Below are 24423 nucleotides of genomic sequence, written 5' to 3' on the forward strand. Positions count from 1 at the left end.
TAAGATAAAGAGGCTATTTTATTTATGAAGTTCTTCGTATATATTGATAGGTAAGAAATTATGTCTTTGCGCATTGTCCTCACCATTGGATGCGGCAAATATTTCATTGAAATATCCTACTGCTCCATATGAGTAATTTACTTTTTCTATCCATTGATTGAAATAATCTTCTTTTTTATCAGAAGTAGCATATTCAAAAACTTTACCTTTTAATTTTTCCAAACCTGCTTCTGTAAAAATTGGACGTGATGGGAATATTTTAAATTCACCTTCTGTGATTTGAAGTTTGGATTCAATCCATTTTACATCAGCTTGATATTGTGCGACAAGTTTATCTTCTAAAGATAAAAATATCTTTTCTTGTAATACAATTCTAAGGGTACTTCTCTTTCCTATCAAATCTTCAACCTTAAAAGTAAGACGACCATTACTTCCTAATTGATATTGTCCATCATTATTACTATTTTCTAAAACTATTGTAAAAGGAATTCCATTAATACTGCTTACAGTAAATTCTCTATCATTAATAGACTGAATAGAAATTTGATCATTCTGTGCCTTCATTTGTATAAAAAAGCATAAGATTACCAGAGTAAGTAATAACTTTTTTGTGTTCCAAGTATTCACGTTGCGCATAATATTCATTTTTTGGGGGAGTAAAATTATGATTTCATAAATTGTTTTCAAAGTTCTAATTGCATAGATTTCTTTTTATTTGAAAGTTAATCAAATACGACCATCTATAAAAAGTATTTTTAATAATTAATAATAGATAAACAAAAAACATACCAAAATAAATAAAAGCCTCCAACAATAACGTATTAAACATTTTACTAACCTGTTATAAACTAAATACATAACATTCTTAGTTCGTTATCTTCTTCTTTATTTTACAATAACCTTTTACAATAAATATAATACGCTAATGAATGATGTATGGGATAAAACAATTTCTAAACTGATACTGATATTCTTCAATTAGGTATTACACAAATGATCTATTTCTGAATTTATTTGGTTTAAAATACTATGCCATTTGACTAAACCTCTCATAATCTCACATTTAGTACTTTCTGATACCGTTTTTATATCGCTATTAAAAGTATTTTTATAATATGAAATACCTTCATTTAAGTTTTTGGCAAATGTTGTCAAGTACTTTTTTTGTTTAGCATCCAAGGGGATTTTCATCTCTTCGAGCTTAGTTTTTAAGTAATTGATATAAATCCCTAACTCTTTTATGAACATATTTGGACGATCTGTTCTTGTTATTACATCAGATTCTCCATAGATATGATTGGTCATTTCTTTTAAACTCATAATCTTTGAAAAGTAAGCCATATTGGGGCCTGGGCAAATAGAAACACCTTGTCCTTCGGTTTTGGTATTTAAGTTATACTTTAATAATGCTGAAGTTCCTAATCCAACACAAGTACATGACTTTTCTATAATTTTATTATATTCTTCCTCATATTTATCTTTAGAAAACTCTTTTTCATCCAATTCTTTAATTTTTAAATACTGATATTGACGAGAAGCAGTACACATCCCTTGTTCAGAAAAATCTTTATTTAAAGCTACGTATTTTTTAGGGCAGGAACTCCCTGGTCGATTTTTTGATATCAAAGCAAGTTTTTCCTGATCTTTAGTATTTCCCTTAAGATTATTAAAAGGTATACCCAAAGGAGAGATATTACTTAGATACAAATCTTTTTCTTTTGCTTTTACTAATTTATCTAATGAACCATCATCTACAGTTGTTGCTTCGGGAACCAAAAGAAATGGTGTCCCCCAACCTACAGAATCTACTCTATAGTGTTCGAGTAAAAACCGATGTTCTTCTGCTGTACCAACTCCTCCTTGAGCGGTTATTTTTATAGATAAAGGTTCTTGTAGAATATGACCTCTTTTATGAAAAAGTGCTTCAATCATTATCTTGTGTATTTCTTGTATCAACTCCTCCTTTTGATCTCTAAATTGAGCTAAAATAGGTCCCAGAAGATATCCATCGGTTGCAAATGCATGCCCCCCACAATTAAGCCCAGATTCAATCCTATATTCTGAAACCCAAAGTCCTTTTTTAGCAAGAAACTTTCCTTGTATAAGGGCGGATCTGTAATCACTTACTTTTAAAACTATTTTCTTTTTAATCTTCCCGTTCTTATCGGGATAAAAATCATCAAATTCTTCCATATAGCTATATAACCTAGGATTCATACCTGCCGAAAGTATTATAGATGAAGATAAATCGCTTTTAGCATATCCTCTAAGTGCAGAGTGAGCGTCATTATATATATTAGGTAATTTTTCTTTTTTCTTATAATTTTCTTTATCTACTTTAGTCATGATATTAACATCAATACTTCCTATACATAAATGATCTTCTATAAAACTTAGGAGTTCTTTTACATTATAATTTGTATAACTCAAATTTTTAAATCGTTGTTTTAGGACAGAAGTACCAGGTAGAATGTTTAAATATTGTTTTAATTCTTTATTCAATCCATTTGAAATATTTTTGAGTTCTTCAAACTTCTTTTCTGCTACATTATTCATCAAATTAAGATAGGAAGTAATCCGTTTGGCTCTAAAATCTTCTATACTTTCAGTTATTTCACTATAGGGTTCTTCAAATAGATTGCAGTACATTTTTCTTAGTTTTTCTAATAGAATATCATCTACTAAGGAAACAACAGAGTCTATGCCTAAATGAGAAACTTTTAACGGAGTATCGATGGTAAAGCCTATTCCCATTACAGGAATATGAAATGAATGTAGTTTCATAAAAGAATAAATTAATTTTGCTGCAATTGCGCAACTATAGATTGTTAATCCAAAATATTATGTATTTACATATATTTATACAGATTCTTAATCGTCAAAATTGACAAATGGAGTCAGAACTAAATATGATAATTATCATATTCTATGAACTTCTAATTTTTTAACAATAATTAGTTTGAATTTCTGATAGCTCTCTTTTCATACCTTCTATCGTATAATTTCTAAAACTATGTTCTAAGAGTCGTATTTGACAAAGAGTTTTTATTGAAGATTTTAGATTATATAAATCTAAAAAAAGGTAATTTAAAATGTTATTGTACTCGAATCAAATACAGGGTCTCTCAAAATATTCCCTACCTCAGCCTCAAAAATTCATCAAATATATATCCAAATAAAACGGATATTAATTGAGGGATAACCTCCTTAAAGAAAGTATATACATTTGGAATATAATATTAATTAATTGTTAGAAATCAGAACAAATACATCACTAACAACTCTGAAGAAATAGAAAATCTTTTAACAAAAATTGAAAACGTATCGTCATGGAAGAATATAAAGAATTTGAATACAAAAGTACATTTTCATATTGGACATTCATGCCTGCTATTATTTTTGGGGCACTAACACTTTATTGCTTTTATTACAATGCAGGGATTGCAATTAAAGGTAAAAGTATTATATCAAGTCCATACAGTTATTATATTTTAGGAGTTTTATTCATTTCATTTTTGATATACTCCATCTACAAATTAAAAGCGCATAAAACTGCCATTCAAAATAAAAATACTATAAAAATATCTCAGACTACAATTAGTTTTCCTCATAAAACCACTCAAGTCATTTTAAGTTTTAAAGATATCAGCAAGTTATATATTAAGGATGATTCTGATGATGGAGAATCTATTATCATTTATACGAATGATAATAAAGATAGATTTGAGTTTTTTCATGACAACTTTATTTCATCTACAGCATATATCGAGTTTAAAATTTCGTTAGAAAAATTATGTATTAATGTAAGTAGTACATAATCCAATAATTCCTAATCATAATAACATGGAAAATAAAGAAAAAATAGAACAAGAAGTTCAACTAGAGATTATAGAAAAACTACCTAAACAAATATTACAGGAAATGCTAGACATTTATAAAAAATCAGCTGAAATGGAAAGTTATGTAAAAATTCCTTTTTTGATTATTGGTGTCTTTTTCTTAATTCATAATATTTTTATAGCTGGTAGAAGTTATAGCTATGATACCTATAATACTATCAAAACAACAGAATTTTCTATAGTTGGAATCATAGTTATTGTTGTATTCATTATGGCAGGAATAGCGATTGATAAAAATTTAAAATTAAAGAAAAAATTAACTAATGCCTCGAAGACTTACAATATTTCATTAGAAACAATGCAAAATGAATTTAGTGGTATAGCTGCCAATTTATATGGTGGTAGAGGAGTTAAACTAACAAAGTAAGTTTTCAATATTTTCTATTAAAATAACATAAATATTTTCAATCTAGAAAAGAATATGAAATCAAAGATTAATATTTCTGTCATCGCACTCTTAATGATATTTATCTCATGTGGAAAAAAAATATCGGGAGATTCTCCAGAAGCATTTAAAACATCGAGATTAGTTGTAGAAAAAGATTTAGACCAGACTCAAAAAGATAATTTAGAAAAAGCCTTTAGAGTTGTTTTACTAGAGGCAATGAAGTTAAAATGGGATAACCCTAAAAAATATAAAGGAAAATCTTTTGAACAGATTTCATTACAAATCATTGATAATAAAACCTATAATCAAATAATTTCTCTTGCTGAAAGTCTTCTCAAAGAAGAAAATGAAAATAATCTAAAAGAATTAGAGGAAGAACTCACAAGGTTACAAAAAGAACGTAAAGCTGCTAGCGAAATAATATCCAAACTAGAAACTGTTACGCCTACAAAAATACAAATTACAGAAGGTCCTTGGGGCGATCCCCAGATAAAAGTAACATTCACAAATACTGGGGATTTACAATTAACAGGAGCGTTCTCTTTTGTTATCGACATATACTCTATTGCAAAAAATATACGTATAGATGGCACAAAACAGGGAGGTAATTTTAAAGACGATGTGTCTAAGCAGAAAGGAGATTATTTCACAACAATTACCCGAACATTAAGTGGATTGATAGAACGAAGTAAACGATTAAACACACAATTAAAAAAAGCCAAATCTCCTATTGAAAATCTTACTTCATATGATTTAGATATTCGTGCTAAAGCGATAAAACTTACAACAACAGAAGGAATAACATATGAATATCCCGAACAAGATATCACACATTACGATACAGAAATAAGTCTTTTAAATCAAAAAAAAGAAAGAATAAAATTATTAACAGGAACATTAGAAGAATTAGAATTAACAGATCTTACATCAGAAGATAAAGAAAAGAACACACATGCTATCGATCTAGAATCGATAAGGACTAAAAATACGGGAATAAGCCAGAAAGAACAATCTATTAAGATTGATGAACAACTACATTTAATACTCCCAAAAACGTATGCAATCAGAAAACTACCAAAAAAAGGGTTTGGTACATATATACTTGCACTAAGTGATAGTCTAATTTTTGATAGTAAAGACAAAAAACTTATACAATATCAAATTCAGGATACCATCTACAAAGAATATGTGAGTGATAGTGACAAAGCGAATGGTAAACTAAATATTCTTAAAAAAGAAAATGTTAGTTATGATATAAAAGCAATCATTAACGAAATGAAAGAAAGCTCATATGTTGACATAATTGATGCTGATGAATCTGGATACATAATTCGTAAATTTTCTAATGCTTTTGAACTTCATAGGTATTTTAAAATAGAAAACACACATTACTACTACACCTTAAAATTCTCAAATTTAGAAGATTGTGTTATCGAATTTGATCGATCTAAGCATATTAGCGGCAAAGAATGATTGTATAAACATATATTGATGTAAGTGGTAGTGATTGTCAAAATTGAATTTGAAGAAAACTAAAAAAACAAGTATACATTATGTCAGAAGAAGTACAAGAAAAAAAAGAAACTATTACCATGCACATTATCATTTTAGTGATAATGATGATAATATCTTTTCTAATATTAACTAAATCATATGAAGGAATTAGAAAAAGAGATCTTGATTTTGGTTTATTATTAATGTTTTCAAGTATCTTTTTCAATATTGCTTTTTCCTTTGGTCTTAAAAATAAAGTTTTTGTAAAGTACTTTTTTTGGGGAACTTTTTGTTTCTATACTTTATATTTATTTTGGTCTACTAGAAAAGATATTTCGTTTGAAGATGATTCTATATTATTAATTATGATTATTGAATTTTTTGTGATAATAGTTTATACAATTTACTATTTAATTCGTAGAAAAAAATTGGGAAATATATTCAAAAAGGAGTAAAAATCTCAAAGTAAATGACAAAGTCTCCAAATACAAGATTGACATTTACAAAATTGTTAAGCTAAAACGTATCGCATGTAACAACCTTACATTTTTATATAGGACAATATGAATAAGAAAATTATTAGAGCAATTATAATAAGAACAGGAATTCTAATCTTGCCCATAATTGTATTAATACTATTCATGGAATATGGGCCAAGACCTGAATATAATGAAAGACATGGTCATACTGATAGAGGTTTGGGGTTTGCCATTATGGGAGTTCTTTGGTTGCTATTATTTTCTATATTAATAGGTTTTGAGATGTTATTCAAACTATATAAAAGGCAAAAAACCTGGATTGCCAATTTGATATTTATTATTATCATTGCATTCTTCCTTACTGCATGTGCCATATATAACAGCTATTAATTACATAAAAGTAATATCAACTCCTTTAGAAAACTCAGTCCTATTTGAAGTATGCATTCTACTTTAATTACTGTACTTCGAATATATACAAAGGCTTAACGAATATATATTGAGGCTTTTATCCCCAATAATAACCTAATATTTTTACTATAAAATTAATATAAAGAGAATTTTTCTTAAAGTATAATGCTTCTTATATGAATATAGTAAAAAACAGATATTACATAGTAACTTTTATTTTGGGTTTTACATACACATTGTTTAGCCAACAAAACTCTAATCATATTCAATGGCAAAAAATAGATGAAGGGTTATTCTTATCAGAATACCTTGCTCCAAAGAAATCGATCTTGGGAGATCATAAAATTACCATCCTAAAAATCAACCCTTCTAGATATGATTTTAATCTTTTTAGTGCCAAGAAAAAAGAAGAACATACAAGAACTGCCAAAGAATGGGGGAATCAAAAAAAACAAATAGCGATTATCAATGCCGGAATGTATCGTATGGATCACGCTACTAACCTCGGATATATGAAAGATTACAATTTTATAAATAACCCTAACGAGAATAAGGATAATACTATTGTAGCATTTAATAGAAAGGACAAAAGCGTTCCAGAATTTCAGATTATAGATCGCACCTGTCAGAACTGGGAAGTACTCAAAAACAAATACAATTCTTTTACACAATCCATACGCATGGTAGATTGTAATCAGAAAAACAGATGGAGTAGACAAAGTAAAAAATGGAGTATGGTCGCCATTGGTAAGGATGAAGAAGGAAATGCTTTATTTATCATATCAAGATCTCCATATACAGTACACGATTTTATCAATATCCTGTTACAAGCACCATTAAAATTATATAACCTCATGTACCTGGAAGGAGGTCCGGAAGCATCCTTTTATTTAAATCATAACAATACCGTAGTTGAAAAAATGGGAAGTTATGAAACAGGATTCAATGAAAATGATAAAAACACTGTCTTTTGGCAAATCCCCAATGTAATTGGAATTACAAAAAAAGAAAATTAAAACGTAAATAAACCAAAAAATAACATCATGAATATTGGAAGAAACATCATAAAAGTAATAGCTATCAGTTTATCTCTTATGGTATCGTCATGCATGAGTACAGAAGAGAAAAAGAAAAAAGCTGAAGAAGAAGGTAATGCTCTGGTCTCCATAAAATCAAAACTATTAAAAGGAGCAGGAGATGCTCTTAAAACAGATGGTAAAGAAGCATTAGAATCTGCTAGTGAAGGGATTTCTGAGGCCATAAAAGGAGTGACAAAAGGATATGATAAAAGTATTAATCAAGCTAAAATAATAGCCGATTCAACGTTTTTAAAGAATTTTGAAATCGGACGTACAGAAAAAATATATAGTGACTCTACAAAAGTAAAAAAAGTGTCTGTTTACTTGATTTCCTCAGAAAATTTTGATGGAAAAATCAAATTAAAAGCTTATAATCAGGAAAATAAAGAAATTGGAAGAAGTACTACCAAAGTCAAACTTGAAGCTGATGATGCTGCATTCTTCGATTTCGAATTTGATAATAGAACTCCCCTACTTCAAGCTGATTATTTTAAAATAGAATAAAATCATGTATACAACGACATCAAAAATCATTTTGCTTCTTTTACCAGCTATACTATTTAGCTGTTCAAAAACAGTTGAAAAGAAAGATTCAAATACCCAAGCACAGGTAATTGATTCGAACGTCATAGAATTAACGATAGAACGTGGAGCTTTTCATTATGACAGGTTCGTTCTTAAAGATACCATAATCACTTTTTATCCATCAGCAGAAATGGTAGAAAATAATAAATACAATGTAACCTCAAGTCAAAATATCACCATACAACAAAGGGATGAATTAATCAATTACCTTCAAGAAAAATCTTTTTTTAAACTAAAAAACAGATATAGTAATCAGACTTCGGATAATAGTATATTAAAAATCACTTTGAAGATGAATGGTAAAAACAAAACTATTGAATGTGATGATTTTGAAAGAGGATGCCCAGAAATACTTCAGTATATAGAGCAGCAAATTATCACATTACACAATAAAGGGTTAAAGAGAATTTATTTGCCCGGATAAAGGCATAATAATAGTATGTATGGAAGGGAAAAAAGGAAATTTCAAACAATATATATTAGTGTTCATTGCAATAGTGATAACACTAAGTGTGATTTTTTACTTCATGTTTAAAATTCCAGAACTAAAAAAACAAGTCGCCGAAGTAAATAAAGAACGAGAATTTCAAGAGTATTATAGAGATCATATGATTAAAACACAACAACAGCTGGATTCTATCTATAAAGACGGAGTAAATGTTGAATATATGCGTATGCTTTTCAATACAAATCTCGTTGATATGCAAAAAAGATTACCCAAAAAAGATTCTTCTTATGTTCATGAGATGTACGACATTATGATATCTAATTTTCTGGAAATACATGATCTAAGAGAAGAGCGAATAGAGCTTTTATCTCAAATACAACAACAAAAAGAGGAATTAATCGATTCCTATCGAACTGTTCGAAGTTTACTTCCACAAGATGTAAAAAGAAAAAATCACTATCACAAACCAAAATGAAAACAATCAAAATAATACTCATACAAATTATATTTTTATGTACTTCTTTTTATAGTCAAGCTCAGAACTATCTTACTTGGAATGAGATTGAAAACATAAAATTTGGTCAGGAAAATATTTTTAGAACCAATAGAGACAAAAAAAACCTGGAAGGAGATTATAAAATATCAGAAACCAGTGGAGCCTATTCTGAAATACGTTTTAAAAACGGAAAGATCGATGGTAAATATATCGTCTATGATTTTGAGGGTAGGATAGCATCTTCCTCAACCTATTCTAACGGAAAAATACAAGGGAAAAGCACAACATATTTCCAGAATGGTAACATTGCTTCAGAATATTATTATAAAGATCATCAACCTATTGGCAAATGGTTGGATTATAATAAAAAAGGTGAAATCACTAGCACTCAAAACTATAAAAACGGAAAAAAAGATGGAAAATGGACTCGTATTATTCGCAACCCTGCTGAAAATACAAAATCTACTTTGACAGAGTATTATAAGGATGATCAACCAACAGGACATTGGGAAGAACGCCTTATTGATGGTCCATTAAAATGGGAAAAAGATTACAGTTCTCCTGTAGATTATATGAGAAAAAGTTATTATCCTAATGGAACGTTAGCTGAAGAAAGACAAATCAAAGACAGAAGAAAAAACGGTATCACAAAACAATACACACAAGAAGGTATTCTTCTTAACAAAATTAATTATGATAACGATCATATTGTTGATCAGGAAGTATATTACAAAAATGGTATATTAAGAACTAAAACACATTACAAGTATGGTCGTATTAATGGCCCATACGTAGCCCATACAGAAGAAGGCATTAAAATTATTGAAGGAAATCACAAGGACACTTACAAAGATGGAATTTGGAGAAAATTTGATGAAAAGAAAGGGCGACTTATAAGAGAAACCACCTATAAGAATGATGTAAAAAATGGTCTTTGTAAACATTATAATAAGGCTAAAAATGTAGCTCTTGAAGGAAATTATCTCAACGGCAAAAAAAATGGGATTTGGAAATATTATGACCTTGCCGGAGAACTAGAAAAAGAAATAGAATATGATAAAGGAAAACAATTGTCTGAAAAAAACTATAATTAATTTGATTATCAAAAAATTAATATAAAAATACAAGTAACTTCATTCTAAGATCTTTTACCATTTATAGTGTAACAATGAATACTAATTTTTTACCATATCTCATTATAACAGTAATAATAACTTTAATATGCACCTCTTGTAAAAAAGAGATACAAAAAGAACAACCCATTAAAAAAATAGTTACTGTTGAAACAAACACTACCAAAAAAGATACTCTGTCTGTTATTAAAATTCCAGAAAATGCTGTGCCTATTAGTGTTTCTGAATTTGAAAAAAAGTTTAAAGACCAGTTAAAAGATAGTTTAGGTGTATATATGCCTATTACATCGGGATTAGCATATACAGATAATATATCAAAACATTATATACTATTTACGGAAGATCGAAGTATTATAAAGAATAAGGATACACTAAATAGCAAGATCAAAGCATTTATTATCTCAGAAACTCAGGGCTCATTGATCAATGCCTACGAAATATCAGAAAACACTTATGCTCCTGATATTAATACCGATTTTCGTTTTTTAAAAAAACACTGTTCTTTTACCGATATTGATAAAGATGGAGTAATAGATCCTATTATTATTTCTACTTCTACATATGATGACATCATCACGTCCTCTATTACTATGTGCTACAAAAACAAAGTTGCAAAAATTTTCTGTCGTAAGAATGATAGTGATGAAGAAGATACATCATTCGAAATATCTCCTACTTTTTATTCTTTTCCTAATGAAATACAAAACCATGTGTTACACACAATGGAAGAATTAGAATATGAAGATTTGGCATATTTTGGCAAGTTTAGAGAAATTATTAATCAAAAAGCACATTTTGGTAATAGTGAATCCATTATATCTGTTCATATACCAGAAAACATATATACGACTCAAATACAACAAAAAATCCCTAATACACTACTTATAAAAGAGAACAATACATATACACTTAATACTTTACTCAAAACATACGAATCTGCATTTCCAAAATCGTCAATAGTTTCAATAGATTTTCCTATATATCCTACGTTAGACTTTCATTCTGGAGTTATTTCTAACAACATAACTACAGAAGAGATATACATACCTATACATGAAATAGAATATTTTTACATTTCTGAAAAAAATGAAGTGTTCAGAAAAAAAATAATTTCTGGTGATTGGTTCGACAGTTATCACCTTAAACCCGATGAAGATGTTCCTCTTGATGATAGCAATATTGATTATGACTCATATAATGGAAGATATTTAGTCCAAAGCTGGGATTATCAAAATGGATGGGAAAGCGAGAAAGTATCCTTATTTCCCAAACAAATGAAGGAAGGAAATTATTTAGCATTTTCTAGGCTTAGTTATTTTGATGGTAAAGAAAAGAGAGCAATATATTCCTCCAAAGACTCTATATATTATGCAACTCCAGAGCGTAATCCCTATATGGTCAGTGAAGATATTAAAAGACTTAAAAATAAGTATCAAGAATTATATCCTGCATCGCACGACTTAGATTTAGAAACCGGGATTACATTATTAACCGGATTTGAAAACCCGTCATACGTGGTCACACCTTGGTTCAAAAATAGTTCAGAAGAGAACATTGATCTAAATCATTCTTCATTTACTATATATTATATTAGTAATGATAGTACTATCTATGAAGAGAAAATTGGAGAATATGATGATTTAGGTATCCTTACTCCAGGAGATGAAAATATCCTGGATGATTCTTTTATGATAGAGATTAAAAATGGAGATTGGATTTTTAATCAAGGGGATTTATCCCAAGGTTATTTTCCCGAAGAAATGAAATATGGCGAATATCTCATGTATTCCAAAATAGAAACTGCACAAGGAAAAACATATTATTCAAAGAAAGAGTTTTTACATTACTTATCTCCTTATGGAAACAATAAAAAAGATAATAAAGAAGATAGAAAAGAAACCAAAGAGTTTTATAAAAATTTAACTCTAATCACTCAAAAAGGAGATACTATATCGAATACGCTTAATTGCTATGAAGAAAAAATAAATAATCATACCGTAAACACCTGTGTATATCCAAAATCATACACACTAAAAAACTTGTATAAAGTATATCGAAATTTAAATTTCGAAAGAGAAAACTTATTGCCAGATATACCAGAAAAAGATACTATATATTTCTCAAAGAAATACAACAAAATAAGTTACATACTTCCTAAAACTGAAACAGATTCTATTAAAATTTCTATTGAGACAGAAAAGTATGAACAAGAATATTTTCTATATAAAACTGTAGATTATTCTCAGGTTTCTAAACGTTTTATAGATAAAAACTAAAACTGTACTAAACCTCAACAACCTCTACAATTACATAGAAATAAGGTATTTTATTTCTATTTTTTTCTATATAAATTGTATTGTTTTTATCTTTCTTTTCTGCATTTCCATACATCGTTATTAGAATTGAGAAATTAGGATTTATTGCTTTAATTTTTGAAGGATTAATTTGTCCATATTTTTCAGATTCCCAGCCACAACAATTAAATTTTAGCTTTCCTAATCCATATTTCGAGATCAACACTTGTTCTATTTTTTTAGAATCTTTTCCTGACACTCTATATTTTGAACGCAATATAACTTGTCCCTTTTCTTTACTACATTCTAAAAATTCTAATTCGACCGGTTTTTCTGCATATAAAGATAACAGATCTCCACATAGCAATATAGTACTGTTAGTGCATGAGTAAAACAGAATAATCAATATAAAAGGAAATCTTATCACGGCGAACAGGTTAAAGAAAAGAATGTGATTGCCGTATCATCATAGATATCTCCTTTATACACTTCTATAATTTCAAATTCAATAACCTCATCTACTTCCAGCAAATTATCATAGAGTATTTTTCCCAATGAAAAGGTTTGTACATTAGGAGTATCCTCCAGATATATCTCGGCAATACTCTTGCCATTTCGATACATTTTCAATTTCTTTACTCTATTATTGGCTTTCCAAGTTTTTTCATTTTTTGCATACCCATTAATAAAAGTAACGGCTGCAGATAATCTCCAACGTTCATAATCAGCATATATCTCCACTACTTTAAATCTAATTTTTTCTCCAATTCCAGATCCATCAACTCCTTCTACCCATGCTGTATTTATAGTATTATCAAAATTTGATTGATACATGTTTTTAGCTTCATATGTTATCCCTTTATTCGCCTTTAAAGTACTTGTCGTACTTATTTTACATGTATTAGGGCAAGCGTTTTCAAATTCACCATCATAATCATTGCTCCATGCAGGGTAGTCGGCATATACCTTTGATCTAATCAAGGGTTCTTTTTGAAAAGCATATAACGAGTCAAAAACAAGCATTAAAATAATTATGAAAACTGGAATTGTTTTTGTCATCAGGGTTTACCGATTTTCTTATTCATAAATAATATACTAAACTTATTTAACATGTATAGTAATCTTCTCATTTTCAAGCCATTTTTTGGCCAACAGTGTATTATGAGTAATATTAATCATATAATAAGTTTCACTCATGAATGCAGGAGAATGATCTGTCAATTCTATCATTACTCTATCATCTATATAATTAGAATGAATAAAATAGGTTTTGCCATTATATAAATACAAATATCCTACATGATTATCAAGACCTACAATGTATACACCTTCTTTGAGTCGTTTCAAAGTGTCACTTATGTTGTTGTTTTTGGATACTATTATGTTATTTGCGTTTATAGCTATTGATTTCACTTCTAAACTAGAAGCTTGTTGTGCCATTTTATATCTATTCAAATTAAGTCCCATATGTTTAAGTGTAGTTGACACAAAATAGCCACAAGCAATTGTGCCTTGATTCGGAATATCACTATATCCATTAAAGTCCCACTCTGTGCCGTACCAATGAGGTATAATATCATTGAGTAATGATTTTGTAAAATATAGAGAAACTACATCCAAAAGACTATCTTTTTTACTATTATTAGTCTCTGTTTTATACTCCCGACTTAAACGATTTCTAACGGTTATTATTTGTTCTTTTGTTGCGTTATACCCTGTTTTTGGTTTAAAATTTAATCCGCTTGCTATAGAATCAAAAGTTTTCTGAGGCGTTATTTCTTCTTCTAATCCAAGAACTGTATCGAGTACAACTAATTCTTGGTTTTGTTCACTAAAACTTTTGTTTTCTTGTTGTTTTGAAGAATTAGCACATGAAAAAACAAATGCAAAAAAGAAAGGAATCAGAAAAACGATATTTCTTCCATACTTCTTTTTCATTTTTCAGATACTTTGTTTTTCAAAATTTCATATGTATTATTAGTATACACAAGAAGTTCTTTAAATTTTTTCACTTCTTCTTTTTCTTCGCAATCTTGTTCTCCTAGTTTAAATGTTGTTCTCTCTGTTATGGTATGATCTATTTTAATATCAAAAAACCCATTAGTCGGATGTCTTGACATTATTAATACTTTTTTTGAACTTGTAGATTCCCCTTCACAGATCATGTTCCACTCTCCGCTATATTCATGCGTAATAAAATTGTCCAGTATTTTCTTCAACTTATCCTGAACTGGTAAAAACAAGGAGATTGATTCTTCTGTATATGGATTTGGTTGAGATTGTGTTCGGTGACGCACTCTTACACCAAAAGCAGTTTGATTTTTTGTCACCTGATATAATGGAACATCAATAGATATCTCATCTAAAAACAATGCATCTGACTCCCATCGCTTACTTTCAAAAAATTTATTTTTTATAATCCCTGTGTTGCTATCTACAATAAGAATATAACTATCTAGAGAAAAATAACTTTCATCTTCTTCTAATATATTGATTTTAGGAATAATCAAAATGGTTTGATCTTGATTTGAAGGTATTTTTTGTTCAATTAAAAATTCCGGATAACAGTCTTCATATCGTATTCCTAATTGTTTTAATGCCTCAGCAACTATATCTACTTTGGCTAATACTTCTATTGTCACCACCTCTTTCTTTCTAAAAGAGGAAAAACAACACAAACAAGTCAAAAATATTATAAACTTAATCGTTCTAAAACACTTATAAATCATTATAATATTTTTTATTTTGAATATCAATATACAATTATTGTGTTATTAAAATTCCGTAAGAATCATATTTAGATCCATCATTAAAACTATATACTCTTTCTCTTCCTTTACCATTAATAGAAGCTCCTTTTGATTTTGTATCAATCCAAACTTCTCCCTTTTTATCTATAAATTTATAAGTCCCATCATATTTCACCAATGCTATTCCATTAATAAATTCATGAGCTCTCTCATACTTAAACCCTAATACTTTATTCCCTTTTTTATTTAAATACCCATAATAATCCGGAGTTTCATAATTATTATCTTCATTTCTTACCTGTACGAAACCATCACTAAAGTTTCCAACTTTATCATATATCATTGGGATTACAATTTTTCCTTTTTCATTTATAAAGCCATACTGGTAATTTTCATTTTTAATAGAGATCATCCCTCCTGCCATATCTCCTAATTCCTCTACATCCTTTAACAAAGTACCTTTTCCTTTCTTATCGATATGATAATACTTAAAATTAGACCGTCCAAATAACAGATCTCCTTTTTCTTTTAAGTAAATATATTCCTGTTTAGAAACCTCTTTATTGTCTTTAGAATATAATTTATAATCGCCTTCATCCTTTTTTTGAATACCCACTAATCCATTTTCATAACTTTCTATATCATAGACAAACAAAGTATCCATTCGCTTTTTCTTTATATTCAAATGATAATAATGCTCATCATCTTCATAAAACCTATCATTTATAGGATAATAATCAGATCCTTTTACAGAAAATAGTTCATTGTTTTTCTTATCCATTACCGATATTCCGTTTTCTGTAGGCATATATATCATTTTACCAAATTTTGTATTAGCCGTAGCGGTAAATTGTATTTTTTTCTTTTCGTATTTTTTTGCGAAATATAGTTTTACTTTTTTTACAGTACCATCATAATAAAGTTCTCGATGAAACATCCCATCGTTATCTTTGAAATAATCCAACTTTGAAGCATTCTTTTTAATATAAGATTTTAACTCTTTGGTATCCTTAAACTCTTGATTATCTAGTTTTTCTATTGTTTCCTCTAAGAACTCTATCATTTCAGCAAATACTTCTTTTTCCTCTTTTGGTTCTCTGTCGGTATAACTATATCCTTTTGAGTGCAATACTTTCCCTTCTTCATTTAATCCTTCTATTTTTAGAGGGGCATTAAGAGTATCACTGGCGGTGATATATACATAATTGTCTTTTATTTTTTCTATTAGAATTTCACCTCCGTTATAATTTGCTTTTGGTTGATCAAGGGATACTATTACTTCATCATAAGTTGACAAGTATTTTATAGTATATTCTACATCTATACTATCTATCAATAATGGTTCTCCCCATACAGTATCATATTCAAAACTTACATCATACTTTGAAATACTATCTATATCAATCGTTCCATTATTATAATATATTTTTTGAGGTTTATAATACTCTCTAATAGTTTTTATAGTTGAAACGGGGTTTATAAAATCCTTATCCTTAAATTCAAATTCAATGTGTGATTTATAATCTTTAAATTTTTGCAAAAACTGAGCTTCTTTCACCTGACCTATAACTACTGGAACTATCGTAGTATCATTTTTAAAAACAGGATCAAAACTTTCATCTTCTATAAATTCTATTTCATTTGAGAATGTATTATCAAAAAAGTTTATGAAAGATTTAAGGCCTTTCAAATTCTCTTTCATCCCTTCCTTTACCTCTTCCAAATTTTCACCATCCATTTCTGAAAGATAATCTGATATCACTTCTTGATCTCCATTGCCAGAACTGCTACAACTACATATTAAAAATAGTGCTGCTATCAAAAGTGTATTTTTCATTTCTTATTATTTTAAATCTATTATTTTAATTCAATACCTCTACAAATTCGCTTTTTTTATTAGAGCATCACACATTGTTTTTAAAGTATATAGTAATGCTATTTTGTATCTAAAAATTCTAGGATAGAAAAAACTCTACAACTATAAAAAAAACTATAACACCAATGGGGACACTTATAATCAGTTGCTTTAGCACGCGAGTAATTGTATATGTTTTTAAGTTAAATATTGACAAAATTAATCCCAAACTCAATCCTACTATCGAACCAATTCCTGGTATAAAAAGATATAAAAGGTGCTCCATACTATGTGGATGATCACTACTAAAAACATTGACTAACACGCAGGCTAGTATCAACCCTGCTATGCTATATACAAGAAGTCCAACACCCATCGATTTTATAATGAAATAGAAATTTTTCATTATCTATCAATTTTTTTATGATCCTGATTCATATATAAAACACCTTCTATTTCTCCGTTTTTTATTACGAATATATCTTCACATATTTGTTCAATATCTTCTTCATCAGAAAGGTAAGTCGCATAATGAAAATTCATAAATTTAGACTTAATAGTTTCCTCTGCACCCTGATCACATATCAACATTTTACTACGTCTTGGAATAGAAACCAATATTGAATCAGCATTTAATTCCTTTTGAATATGAATCATAAAATTTTGATCCAGTATTTTTTCACAAGTAAACGTATGTCTCTGAAAACCGATGACTTTATGGTCAAATACTTTTTGTGTGGTGTATTTTAATTCTAACTTCTCAATATTGATCTGCGCGGTATCCATAATCAAGCGAAATTGTTCTTCTGTTTGATCATTAGAATCTAGCATCCAAAGATCATCTTGAGTAGATGTTACATAGCTGATTACCACTTTAGGTTCATCAGAGTTATAATGATCAAGGAATGGAACAATAAAATTATTAGGAATCAACCCTTCATAATCCATTTGGGAAAGAAAAGGATATAATTCGTGATCCACTTCTTTTTGAGTTACGGTTTTTGACTCAGTAGATATAGAATCTCTATTAGATCTTATTTTTTTTTCTTCTTGAGTATTTTTTTTTCCAAAAAGCTTGCTAAAAAAATTCATTAAAGTTGTCTTTCGTTAAATTTAGATCTTAAAAACAATTTAAAATCAATTCCATTGCTCTATTAAATCTCCTTCGAGGTTATAGAAGAAATCGAAAGTTTTACCTATTTCAGATTTGATTTCAATAGTGTATCCCATTTTAGATTTATCACCATCATTAGGAGATGTAACAGATACCGATCCTAAAACCGGAGTCTCAGCCTCTTCTTTTTCTCTTATTTCTCTTATAGAAGTATTTACCAAATTTTCTATCATATCCATGCTTACTTCTTCATTTAAAGTGAACATATAATCTTCTATCCTTCCTTTTTTAAGTTCTAAACTTACCTCTGAGACATTTTTCCAATCATCATCAGTTTTCACCCAGCCTTTCATCTGTAATGATTCAGGTTTATCCGTTACTACGACATTAATAACATGGCCTATGTTTTCATTGTAGACAATTGATAGATCTGTATAATACGAATATAGTCCAAACTTCTCGGTCAAATCTCTCTCTATTTTATTAAAATCTGTAACAGAAATAATGTAATTATCCTGTTTACATGACTGCAATGTAAACATGCATAAGAGAAATATCACGATCATTTTTAATCTCATTTCTTTTCCTATATAAATAAAATCTAATACTCTTGTTGTTATACTACTAATAATAGCATCCAAATACTACTATGCTATTTGGTTTAATATGTCAAAAGTACCAGTTCCTCTTAAGAAACAGAATGATGAATCAATATTCGATAGTGTTTGATTTATATTTGAAAAGTTCTCATTTTAAACTAGAAAAATGGCTGTTATTATCCATTCAATAGCTTTGATACGAATTCATCTTTTTTTCGTGATGAAACAGGTATTTTTTCCCCAGATTTCAAAATGACATATCCATTTTTGTCATATTTATCAACATAATCCAGATTTACCATAAAAGATTGATGTGTTCTGATAAATCTTTCATTTGGTAGTTGACTCTCAAATTCTTTTATAGGTTTAGAAGCCATATAAGATTTACCATCTGATAAGTAAAAAGTAGTATACCCTTTGTCTGATTTACAATAAATAAGTGAATCAAAATTAATAACTTGAAATCCTTCTTGTAACCTAAGAACTAATTTGTTCTTTTGCCTATTGATAAGTTGATTTTTAACAATTTGTAATTGTTCTTTTTGTTGAGATATATCTATATTAATTGCTTTATCTATTGCATTTTCTAACTCTGTAATATCTACAGGTTTTAAGATATAATCTACAGCTCCATTTTTTAATGCTTGCAAAGCATATTGCTCATAGGCAGTAATAAAAATAATTTTAAAAGTCAATGCACTTGTTTGTTCTAAAAAATCAAAAGCATTACCATCTTTTAAATTTATATCCAGGAAGATCAAATCCGGTTTACAAGCCTTTGCAACGGTAACAGCATCTTTGACCGATTCACATTCTCCTAAAATATTAATATCCTTATCCAGGCTTTCAATCATTGATAGTAACCCTTTCCTGATATACAATTCGTCTTCTACAATTAAAGCTTTAGTCATTTTGATCTATTTTATAGGGTAAAGTTAATGTTACTTGTGTTCCTTTTTCATTAAACACACTACGGTTTTGTATAAACACTCCTGAAGGTACTTTAAATTTTTTTGATATAATTTTCAACCTTTCAGATGTTATTTTGGTAGCTAATGATTTTTTATCACTCATTTGTATTTTTTCTCCATTATCTATACCAACACCGTTATCCTTTATTAAACAAACAAGCTTATTTTCTTTAAATGAAATTTCGATAGATATTTCGGGATCTTCAACATTATTTTTAAATCCATGAATGATTGCATTTTCAACAAAAGGTTGAATTAGCATTGGAGGAATTAATAGTCCTATTTCCTGGATATTGTCATCCAATTGAAGCGTATATCTAAAACTATTTTTAGATCCCATATTTTGTAAATCCATATAATTTTGTAGCGCTTCTAATTCTTCTTGTATGTAAACTAATTTCTCTCTAGAACTCTCTAAAATCAAACGCAATAATTTAGAAAATTTTGACAAATAAAGTACTGCTTTTTTCTCCTCATTATTAAGAATCATACCTTGTAAAACAGAAAGTGAATTGAAAATAAAATGAGGAGTCATTTGAGATCTTAAGAGTTTCTGCTCTGTTAATATATTCTCATGGGCTGTTCTAATTCTATTATATGCAAAAATGAATACTATAGAAAGTAAGACAAGAATAATGAATAGTAAAATAACCGCTCCCCATAATTTTTGCTTTTGAGATGTTATTAATTCATCATCAATTACCTTTACTTTTTTCTTCAGAATATGTTCTCTTTTATTAGAGTTTTCTAACGAATATATTTTTTCGTTAATTTTTTCTCTAAATATCTCTTCATTCCAATCGTTAATACGTTCAAGATATTCTAGAGCAGTATCTATTTTTTTCTGTCCTTTATATAATAAAAAGTAATTTTCATTAAGGGTTTTGTGTCCTCTTATTTGACTTTCTAATGTAAAGGAGCGATGAGCAGAATCTAAAAACACCTTAGCTTCTTTCCATTTCTTTTGTTTAATATATGCTAGACCTATATTAGATAATGTTATGTTTATTTCTTTTACATCTTTAGACTCGTACTTATATTTTAATGCGTTTTTAAAATTAACAATGGCTTCATCCCATTTTTTTAATCCCATTAATACTAATCCATAATTGCCTGTAAACACTGGTAATTTTCGATATTCTTTTTTTGTGATTTTATTGTATGTATCATATGCTTTATCATAATCTTTATCATAATAATATAATACTCCGCATTTAAAACATAGCTTTTGAAGTTCTATCGAATCCTGAACTCTAAATACTGTACCTGCCTCATCACATAATCTCACTCCCTCTTTAACCTTACTCATATCAGTAAGGTTCTCTACTCTTAAATTATAAGCAATAACCAAGTTTGCAGTATCCTTTTTTGCTGAAGACTTTTCATACATCTGGATAGCTAATGTATATCCATTAGAGTATTGACCAATTCTAGCATAGGAACGTGCTAATAAATAGTACTCTCTCATCGAAAGCTTACTATCCACTTCTTTTTTTCCTAAAATATTAATTACTTTATCATAATCTCTCTCTTTAAAAAACTGTTCTACATCTTCATAGTTCTTATCTTCAAAAAGATTCTCTACGTTCTTAAGTTCCTGATCTTCTATTGGTTTTTGATTACTATCCTGAGTGTACGTTTTAGAAAAAAAACATATAAAAAGTGTAAATAGTATAACGTTCTTAATATTCTGCATTGAAAATGTATAAGAGAATATAGTTTTAATTATTGTTTCTTAATAAATTCGATAATTCTTTTACAGAAATTGATTTTTTGCCAAATACATTCTCTATTTCTTTATTTGTATATATCAATTCATCCCAAAAGTAATATCCATTCTTATCCTTTGCATATGGCCCTGATCCTTTTGTTGTCCTAAATGTCTTATAATCTACATGGTTTAAAATACCTGCTCTTTCGCCAAATATATAATTTTTGTCCTTGGCATAGTTATCTCCTAATACTTTAAATGAGCTATAATCGGCCTTATTGTAAATATAAAACTTACCACCATATGCCATATCATAATAATGATAAATATGATTCTTGTCTTTATAAAAAGTACTTCCAATATGAGTAAATGTCACGGTATCTATTATTTTATGTAGAGATATTTCTTTCTCTTCAAAAGCAATATGTGTTATATATGACACTGTCACTCCTACCTCAGTCGCATATGGTATTTGAAAACCTATTTCTTTATTCTTATTGGTATATAGGTTATGTTTTAGTTTTCTCCAATCCAATTCTCTGTGAATACTATCTAATCTAGAAACAATAGTCGCAATTTTTTTCTCTCTATTGGTTTCAATATCCTCTTCTAGAACTTCAACTTCTTTTGTTTTACAACTAAAAAAGAAATAAATAAAAGCTGTAAACAATATGATTAGCCTTATAAACAATATACTATCCTTCTTATTTTTTAATTATATATATATTATAAAGTTACGGTATGTTTTTAATTATATAATATCTCAATTTATATTCATACAACCTTAATCTATATTTGAACTTTATCAATTGAAATAAGCGATCTAATATGCTCTTTTTTTTATTCGCCAAGCATATAAAACTATAGTAATCAAAATTATAATTATTTGTATTGGTATAATACTAAACAAACGCTGAGCAAACTTATGTTTCTCTCGATCTTTATCTTCTATTTGTTCTAATATCTGACTCATCCTTTTCTTGATAAAAAGTATATCGTCTGACGCTTTTATTTTTTGTTTTTCTAAATGTAAATATGTGCTATATTTATTATAGGCAACACCAATGTTAGGAGCTGTTATACACCAGGAATATATCTGAGAACAAAATACAACAAGAAGTAAAAAAGGTATTATACTCTCGGTTATTATTACTTTTTTCATCTTACATTTCTTTCGTCTCTGTCATAAGTTGCATTAATTGATCATAATTACCTTCTTTATAATCTTCTGGTTTTAGATGTCCTAAATGTCTCATTTTTTTCGGATAATATGTATTATATGAATATATTCCTTTATCGTCTTTAAAAAAATAATACACATCAATTTCTACAGGATATTGGCCTTCTCCTCCATCGCATCCAGAAATTACATCTACCGTAGACCCAAGAAACAACATACTTTCTCTATCTGCTATATTTTTAATTTCCTTATTCTCAATCAACAATTTATCATCATAAGCATACCCTAACGTAAGATCTTTTATTCTAGAGGTGTGAGAAACTCTTGGAGCTTCCTTTTTAGGAATATTTCCTGAAAGAAAATGAATTGAGGAAATACCAACATATATCCCATTATTTCCTAAAAAATTGTAAGTATTGATAGAAGTGAAATATTTTGAACTACCTTCTAACCAAGGAAGTATCCTAAATTTATTTGCATCATAGTCGTAAACATATTTCTGTATCCCATCAGTATAGATATACTCTGTTTCCATGTGCAGGTTATTGATATCTTTAACTACAGAAATATCTATAGGTTTTTGTTTGTTTATAATATAATACATGTCCTTATATACCTTATTATCATATCGTATTAGTTCTTTAAACTCATTAAGATAAGAAGCTTCTATAGGAACAAAATGTACGTTATGGTTATTAGCAAGATGAACTCCTCCTTTTCTATAAATCCATATCGTACCCTTTTTGGTATCTAATGATATTCCGGATTCTTGTTGTATGATTTCCAGAGTATCAAAAGTGGTTCCTGATTGTTGAGTGTTAAAATCCAATGTCATATTTTCGATTTCATGTACTCCGACACGATAAAAAGTATCTTTATCAAATAAAAAACTATCTCCATGCTGATGTCTATCTGTAATAGGGACGAATTGTGTAGTTTTACCCAAAAGATCTGGAACAACAGAAAATGTGAGTTGTTCTTCATTAAAAAGATATACATATTGACTATTCTTCATGAATAGTCCCTTTCTTGGTAAGTTGGTTATCACTTCCAAATCACCTGGCATCTTGGTAATAACCTTCTCTATAAATTCTGCCGAATAACTTTTAGGCACAATATATTTCCATACATCATTCTTACATATAAAATTAACCCCAATAGTCTCTGAAATAATTTCTAAATCACCAATTTTACTTACACCATATTCTTTAATTTCGTTCTCTTTTTTTTCTGCTATAAAGTACCCTTCAGCAGTGGTAAACAAAAAGAATTCTTCATTTTCTTCTAAAATTTTAAAATTTTCAGCATCTATATTCTTAAGTATTATTTTATCCCTAGACACATAACTTACTCTATTTGGATCCTTTACGGTATGTTGAAATACTAGCTTTCCATTTTCTGAAAATAATTCATAAAAATGAGGGGTATGATAATGATAGCATTCACTTGCCTGGATTACATTTCCTATCAAAAACATATAAATACCAGTGACTATACAGTATATCTTACTTTGTTTCATTATGTTCTAACTCTTAAC

26 protein-coding genes are annotated in these 24423 nt (G+C 28.5%); 11 read left to right on the forward strand and 15 right to left on the reverse strand.

The window, feature by feature from the left end:
* Positions 1–18: 18 nt before the first annotated feature.
* Together PQF96_RS00385 and PQF96_RS00390 are read right to left on the reverse strand one after the other, a co-directional pair.
* Positions 19–636 carry a hypothetical protein gene (locus PQF96_RS00385; protein WP_271764708.1) on the reverse strand — a complete coding sequence of 206 codons (618 nt, stop codon included), beginning with the start codon at positions 634–636 and terminating at the stop codon, positions 19–21.
* Positions 637–978: 342 nt separating this feature from the next.
* On the reverse strand, positions 979–2784 hold the full coding sequence (locus PQF96_RS00390; protein ID WP_271764709.1) for a hypothetical protein: 1806 nt from the start codon (positions 2782–2784) through the stop codon (positions 979–981).
* A gap of 545 nt (positions 2785–3329) precedes the next feature.
* Between PQF96_RS00390 and PQF96_RS00395 the strand changes: the two genes are divergently transcribed.
* The 11 genes from PQF96_RS00395 (at position 3330) to PQF96_RS00445 (ending at position 12688) form a co-directional block, all read left to right on the forward strand.
* Complete coding sequence (locus PQF96_RS00395) at positions 3330–3818, forward strand: hypothetical protein (protein ID WP_109436690.1); 489 nt, start codon at positions 3330–3332, stop codon at positions 3816–3818.
* A gap of 25 nt (positions 3819–3843) precedes the next feature.
* Positions 3844–4266, forward strand: coding sequence for a hypothetical protein (locus tag PQF96_RS00400; RefSeq protein ID WP_143918983.1), 423 nt, complete (start codon positions 3844–3846; stop codon positions 4264–4266).
* Positions 4267–4320: 54 nt separating this feature from the next.
* Positions 4321–5760 (forward strand): hypothetical protein, encoded by a 1440-nt coding sequence (locus PQF96_RS00405; RefSeq protein ID WP_271764710.1) that lies wholly within the window; start codon positions 4321–4323, stop codon positions 5758–5760.
* Positions 5761–5840: 80 nt separating this feature from the next.
* Positions 5841–6236, forward strand: coding sequence for a hypothetical protein (locus PQF96_RS00410; protein ID WP_271764711.1), 396 nt, complete (start codon positions 5841–5843; stop codon positions 6234–6236).
* A 108-nt stretch (positions 6237–6344) separates the two neighbouring features.
* Positions 6345–6650 (forward strand): hypothetical protein, encoded by a 306-nt coding sequence (locus tag PQF96_RS00415; protein ID WP_109436686.1) that lies wholly within the window; start codon positions 6345–6347, stop codon positions 6648–6650.
* A gap of 197 nt (positions 6651–6847) precedes the next feature.
* Positions 6848–7687 carry a phosphodiester glycosidase family protein gene (locus PQF96_RS00420; RefSeq protein WP_271764712.1) on the forward strand — a complete coding sequence of 280 codons (840 nt, stop codon included), beginning with the start codon at positions 6848–6850 and terminating at the stop codon, positions 7685–7687.
* A gap of 27 nt (positions 7688–7714) precedes the next feature.
* Positions 7715–8254: a hypothetical protein gene (locus PQF96_RS00425; RefSeq protein WP_160114200.1), complete on the forward strand. Its 540-nt coding sequence runs from the start codon at positions 7715–7717 to the stop codon at positions 8252–8254.
* Between the two features lie 4 nt (positions 8255–8258).
* Entirely contained in the window at positions 8259–8759 is a 501-nt protein-coding gene (locus tag PQF96_RS00430; RefSeq protein WP_271764713.1) for a DUF6438 domain-containing protein, read from the forward strand.
* Positions 8760–8778: 19 nt separating this feature from the next.
* Complete coding sequence (tssO, locus tag PQF96_RS00435) at positions 8779–9258, forward strand: type VI secretion system TssO (RefSeq protein ID WP_109436682.1); 480 nt, start codon at positions 8779–8781, stop codon at positions 9256–9258.
* On the forward strand, positions 9255–10373 hold the full coding sequence (locus PQF96_RS00440) for a toxin-antitoxin system YwqK family antitoxin (protein WP_271764714.1): 1119 nt from the start codon (positions 9255–9257) through the stop codon (positions 10371–10373). The genes tssO and PQF96_RS00440 overlap by 4 nt, the downstream gene beginning before the upstream one ends.
* Positions 10374–10447: 74 nt before the next feature.
* Positions 10448–12688 carry a hypothetical protein gene (locus PQF96_RS00445; RefSeq protein WP_271764715.1) on the forward strand — a complete coding sequence of 747 codons (2241 nt, stop codon included), beginning with the start codon at positions 10448–10450 and terminating at the stop codon, positions 12686–12688.
* 7 nt (positions 12689–12695) lie between these two features.
* Here PQF96_RS00445 and PQF96_RS00450 read toward each other — a convergent pair whose 3' ends face one another.
* The 13 genes from PQF96_RS00450 to PQF96_RS00510 form a co-directional block, all read right to left on the reverse strand.
* Positions 12696–13133 carry a DUF4952 domain-containing protein gene (locus PQF96_RS00450; protein ID WP_160114199.1) on the reverse strand — a complete coding sequence of 146 codons (438 nt, stop codon included), beginning with the start codon at positions 13131–13133 and terminating at the stop codon, positions 12696–12698.
* Positions 13130–13765, reverse strand: a complete 636-nt coding sequence (locus tag PQF96_RS00455; protein ID WP_271764716.1) for an NADase-type glycan-binding domain-containing protein — start codon at positions 13763–13765, stop codon at positions 13130–13132. The genes PQF96_RS00450 and PQF96_RS00455 overlap by 4 nt, the downstream gene beginning before the upstream one ends.
* Positions 13766–13807: 42 nt before the next feature.
* The gene (locus PQF96_RS00460; protein WP_109436677.1) at positions 13808–14644 is read right to left on the reverse strand and encodes a hypothetical protein; all 837 of its coding nucleotides are present in this window, start codon (positions 14642–14644) and stop codon (positions 13808–13810) included.
* Positions 14641–15348: a PA3715 family protein gene (locus tag PQF96_RS00465; protein WP_271764717.1), complete on the reverse strand. Its 708-nt coding sequence runs from the start codon at positions 15346–15348 to the stop codon at positions 14641–14643. The genes PQF96_RS00460 and PQF96_RS00465 overlap by 4 nt, the downstream gene beginning before the upstream one ends.
* A gap of 121 nt (positions 15349–15469) precedes the next feature.
* On the reverse strand, positions 15470–17293 hold the full coding sequence (locus PQF96_RS00470; RefSeq protein WP_271764718.1) for a WG repeat-containing protein: 1824 nt from the start codon (positions 17291–17293) through the stop codon (positions 15470–15472).
* A 118-nt stretch (positions 17294–17411) separates the two neighbouring features.
* Positions 17412–17717: a hypothetical protein gene (locus PQF96_RS00475; RefSeq protein ID WP_271764719.1), complete on the reverse strand. Its 306-nt coding sequence runs from the start codon at positions 17715–17717 to the stop codon at positions 17412–17414.
* A complete protein-coding gene (locus PQF96_RS00480; protein ID WP_271764720.1) occupies positions 17717–18403 on the reverse strand; it encodes a hypothetical protein in 687 nt (228 codons plus the stop codon). The genes PQF96_RS00475 and PQF96_RS00480 overlap by 1 nt, the downstream gene beginning before the upstream one ends.
* Before the next feature lie 45 nt (positions 18404–18448).
* Entirely contained in the window at positions 18449–18991 is a 543-nt protein-coding gene (locus PQF96_RS00485; RefSeq protein WP_271764721.1) for a hypothetical protein, read from the reverse strand.
* A 209-nt stretch (positions 18992–19200) separates the two neighbouring features.
* Entirely contained in the window at positions 19201–19935 is a 735-nt protein-coding gene (locus PQF96_RS00490; protein WP_109436671.1) for a LytR/AlgR family response regulator transcription factor, read from the reverse strand.
* Complete coding sequence (locus PQF96_RS00495; RefSeq protein ID WP_271764722.1) at positions 19928–21691, reverse strand: tetratricopeptide repeat-containing sensor histidine kinase; 1764 nt, start codon at positions 21689–21691, stop codon at positions 19928–19930. The genes PQF96_RS00490 and PQF96_RS00495 overlap by 8 nt, the downstream gene beginning before the upstream one ends.
* A 25-nt stretch (positions 21692–21716) precedes the next feature.
* Complete coding sequence (locus PQF96_RS00500; RefSeq protein ID WP_271764723.1) at positions 21717–22376, reverse strand: DKNYY domain-containing protein; 660 nt, start codon at positions 22374–22376, stop codon at positions 21717–21719.
* A 153-nt stretch (positions 22377–22529) separates the two neighbouring features.
* A complete protein-coding gene (locus tag PQF96_RS00505) occupies positions 22530–22868 on the reverse strand; it encodes a hypothetical protein (RefSeq protein ID WP_271764724.1) in 339 nt (112 codons plus the stop codon).
* Position 22869: 1 nt separating this feature from the next.
* Entirely contained in the window at positions 22870–24405 is a 1536-nt protein-coding gene (locus PQF96_RS00510; RefSeq protein WP_271764725.1) for a hypothetical protein, read from the reverse strand.
* Between the last annotated feature and the right edge of the window lie 18 nt (positions 24406–24423).

The sequence above is a fragment of the Aquimarina algiphila genome, from assembly GCF_947494415.1.
Lineage (GTDB): Bacteria > Bacteroidota > Bacteroidia > Flavobacteriales > Flavobacteriaceae > Aquimarina > Aquimarina algiphila.